We start from the raw sequence: 3,626 nt of genomic DNA, 5'->3' as shown, positions 1-3,626 counted from the left end.
TCCGAAAGCCAAAGGTCGATCTGAAGATCGACGGCCTCGCGAATTTCGGGGATTTCCGGGGTTTCGACGGTCCAGCCTGCGGCACGGAAAATCTCGGCGGCACGTTCGAGATCAGCCAGAATGCGCGGATCGGTATCAATCCCGCCGGGATGGGTGACAAGGGCGACACGCTTGGCAAAATCGGGGCCGCGAAGCGGCATCGGCACACTCCAGGGATCATCGGGGGAATAGCCCGCCATGCCTTCAAGCCCGAGCCGCAGGTCATCAACCCTGCGTGCCAGTGGCCCTGATACCGCCATCAATTGTGCGCCAATCGGACGATCACCGCCGGTCTGGTTGAACATCGGAATGCGGCCATGGGTCGGGCGCAATCCCTGAATGCCGCAGGCATAGGCCGGGTAGCGCACGGAACCCGCGATATCCGTACCATGGCCGATATGGCCCAATCCGGCCGATGTGGCAGCACCCGCACCGCCGGAGGATCCACCCGGTGTCAGGGCCGGGTTATGGGGATTAAGCGTCGTGCCATGCTCCTTGTTGGAGGTAAACCAGCGATAGGAAAAGGCCGGTGTGTTGGTGCGGCCAATCACAATCGCGCCCTTGCTGCGCATGTTGCGCAAAAACGGGCTGTCCTGGGTTGCGATCAGATCGGCGGCCAGCGTCGTGCCATTGGTGGTGGCGTAGCCCGCCTGATCGGAGATGACCTTGATCGTGACCGGGACGCCCGCCAAGGGACCGACCGCGTCCCCGGCCTCGATGCGGGCATCAAGCAGCTCTGCCTCTTGCATGGCGTCATCTGCGCAATCCTGAACGATGGCGTTGATGGCCGGATTGACCCGCGCCACACGATCAAGCATTTGGCGAATGACCGTGGTGGCGCGTATTTCGCGGCTTTTGATGCGGCGGGCCAATTCGCGGGCAGACAGGGAATTCGGATCGCTGGTCATGTGGGGCGCTACCTTATGGGTTTGAGTTAAGCTGTCATCGGCTCGGACTGAAGCTGGTTCCGACGGATCGACAGAACGGTCGCCTTTGGTTCGCAAATGCTGGCGACATGGGGGGTGACAAAAACCTTGGGATGGTGCCAAAACGGATGTCCGGCCGGCAGGGGTTCGGCTTCAAACACATCGAGCGACGCGCCCGACAAATGCCCACGATCAAGGGCATCAACAAGGGCGGTTTCATCGACCTGCCCACCCCGGCCAAGATGGATCAGGGCGGCACCCTTTGGCAATTTTGCCAGATTTTCTGCGCCCAAAAGTCCCTTGGTCTGATCAGTGAGCGGCAGGACATTGATCAGGATGTCGCTTTGGGCGAGAAATTCATCAAACGCGCCATCGATATAATGCGTTACCCCGTCTTCGGGTGGCTTTGGGGCGGAACGGGAATAGCTTGCCACCGGATAGCCAAGCGCCACCAGCGCCCTTGCCACCGCGCGCCCCATCAGACCAAAGCCCAGAACACCAATGCGCTTTGCACGCGGCGATAGTCCGGTCAGCTGGCGTTCCCAGTGCGCGATTTTCTGATTGGCCAGAAGATTGCCCATATTGCGATGGTGCCAAAGCACATGGAACGTGGCGAAACCGGCCATTTGAAGCGCCTGATCCGGGTCTTCTACCCGATGGATCGGCACACCCGGTGGCAAGGACGGGCACGCCATGATGGCATCAATACCGGCCCCCACCGAATAGATCGCGCGCAAATTCGGATAGCGCGTAAAGGCATCAGGCGCCGGGACAAAGGTGACCATGAAGCTGACATCTTCGGGCCGGTCGATCTCGCCGGGCAGGCGCAGGTCCAGTTCGGGTGCCAGGGCATCGAAATGCGGGCCGTAAATGCCCCGCAAATCGACTTTGCTACAAGACAGAACGCCAATCATGCTGGCACTTCTTCGGTTTGGGCCCAGTCCGCACCGGGAACGGCGGCGAGAAGTTGACGGGTATATTCCTGTTTGGGCGACAGGAAGATTTCATCGACCCGACCAATTTCAACCAGCTTGCCCTTTTGCATTACGGCAATGCGATCGCAAAGCTGTGCCGCAACCCGCAGATCATGGGTGATGAACAGGATCGACAAAGACAGGCGTTCACGCAAATCACGCAGCAGATCAAGCACCTGTGCCTGGATCGACACATCAAGTGCCGAAACGGCTTCATCGGCAATGATCAGTTCCGGTTCCATGGCAAGTGCACGGGCAATCCCGATGCGTTGGCGTTGCCCGCCTGAAAATTCGTGCGGATAGCGCATGGCGGCATCGGCACCAAGGCCGACAATTTCAAGCAGTTCGCGGGCTTTGGCCTGTGCCTGTTCCTTGGGCACGCCACGGTTGATCGGGCCATCTGTCAGCGCACTCATGATCCGTTGGCGCGGATTAAGCGACGCATAGGGATCCTGAAAAACCATCTGGACCTTGTTGCGCTGACGGCGGAGTTCTTCCTCTGACAGTGCGGCAAGATCAACGCCACCAACCATGACGTGGCCGCCATCGGGTGTCACCAGCCGAACTGCTGTTCGGCCCAATGTCGACTTGCCCGACCCGGATTCTCCCACCAGACCAAGCACCTCGCCACGCGCCACCGTAAGCGAGACATCATCGACCGCATGAACTTCACGTACGGGCTTGAACAATCCACCGCCCGTCCGGAAGGTTTTCCGCAGGTTTTTGATTTCAAGCGCAGGTGTATCGCTTAATTGGCGAGCTTCCAGAAGTTTTCCGGTTGGAATAGCATCGAGCAGACGTTTGGTATATTCGTGCTGCGGGTTATCAAGAACCGATGCCGCATCACCGCGCTCAACAACCTTGCCTTCGCGCATGACAATCACCTGATCGGCGATTTCGGCAACCACGCCAAAGTCGTGGGTGATGAACATGACCGCCATGCCACGCTTTTTGCGCAGATCGAGAATAAGCTTCAGGATCTGTGCCTGGGTGGTGACATCAAGGGCTGTTGTCGGTTCATCGGCGATCAGGAGTTTGGGCTCCAGCGCCAATGCCATGGCAATCATCGCGCGTTGGCGTTGGCCACCCGAAAGCTGAAACGGATAGGCGCGGATGATTTTTTCCGGGTCGGGAAGCCCGACTTCACGGACAAGGTCCAATGCACGTTTGCGGCGTTCGGACTGGGTATAAAGACCGTGTGCGGCAAACACCTCGGAAATCTGATCACCAATGCGCATCAACGGGTTGAGTGCGGTCATCGGTTCCTGAAAGATCATGGCGATCTGGGCACCGCGCAGGGCCTGCTTTTCAACTTCGGGCAGGCGCAGGACATCGCGGGCTTCGAACATGGCCCGGCCGGATTTGACTTCTACCCCTTGCGGGAGCAGCCCCATCAGGGCATTGGCCGTCATTGACTTGCCAGAGCCGGATTCGCCCACCACGCAAAGGATCTGTCCCTTGTCGATGTCGAAGCTGACATTTTCGACCGCGAAGGGGCGGTCTGCGCCCTCGGGCAGGCCGATTGTCAGCCGTTCAATTGTCAGTGTCGCACTCATGCTTTGCCCTTTCGCGACAGATGCGGATTGAAGGCATCATTGAGCCCCTCACCGATCAGGTTGAGCGCCAAAACGGTGATCACGATGGCAATGCCGGGGAAGAAGCTGAGCCACCAGCTGGTGCGGATGAC

General features: G+C 59.0%; 3 protein-coding genes. All 3 read right to left on the bottom strand.

Annotation, left to right across the window (positions count from 1 at the left end; genetic code table 11):
• On the bottom strand, nt 1-947 hold a 947-nt coding region (locus B3Z49_RS20405; RefSeq protein ID WP_296994300.1), incomplete at its 3' end, for an amidase.
• A gap of 26 nt (nt 948-973) precedes the next feature.
• Nucleotides 974-1,879, bottom strand: a complete 906-nt coding sequence (locus B3Z49_RS20400) for a 2-hydroxyacid dehydrogenase (RefSeq protein WP_296994298.1) — start codon at nt 1,877-1,879, stop codon at nt 974-976.
• Nucleotides 1,876-3,495: an ABC transporter ATP-binding protein gene (locus B3Z49_RS20395; protein WP_120223731.1), complete on the bottom strand. Its 1,620-nt coding sequence runs from the start codon at nt 3,493-3,495 to the stop codon at nt 1,876-1,878. The genes B3Z49_RS20400 and B3Z49_RS20395 overlap by 4 nt, the downstream gene beginning before the upstream one ends.
• Between the last annotated feature and the right edge of the window lie 131 nt (nt 3,496-3,626).

It is taken from the genome of Thalassospira sp. UBA1131, assembly GCF_002311515.1.
Classification (GTDB): Bacteria; Pseudomonadota; Alphaproteobacteria; order Rhodospirillales; family Thalassospiraceae; genus Thalassospira.
This window is presented reverse-complemented; position numbering and strand designations above follow the sequence as displayed.

Excerpts from the sequence above, each read along its gene's own strand:
- B3Z49_RS20400 (WP_296994298.1), bottom strand. The coding sequence starts at position 1,879 with ATGATTGGCGTTCTGTCTTGTAGCAAAGTCGATTTGCGGGGCATTTAC.
- B3Z49_RS20395 (WP_120223731.1), bottom strand. The coding sequence starts at position 3,495 with ATGAGTGCGACACTGACAATTGAACGGCTGACAATCGGCCTGCCCGAG.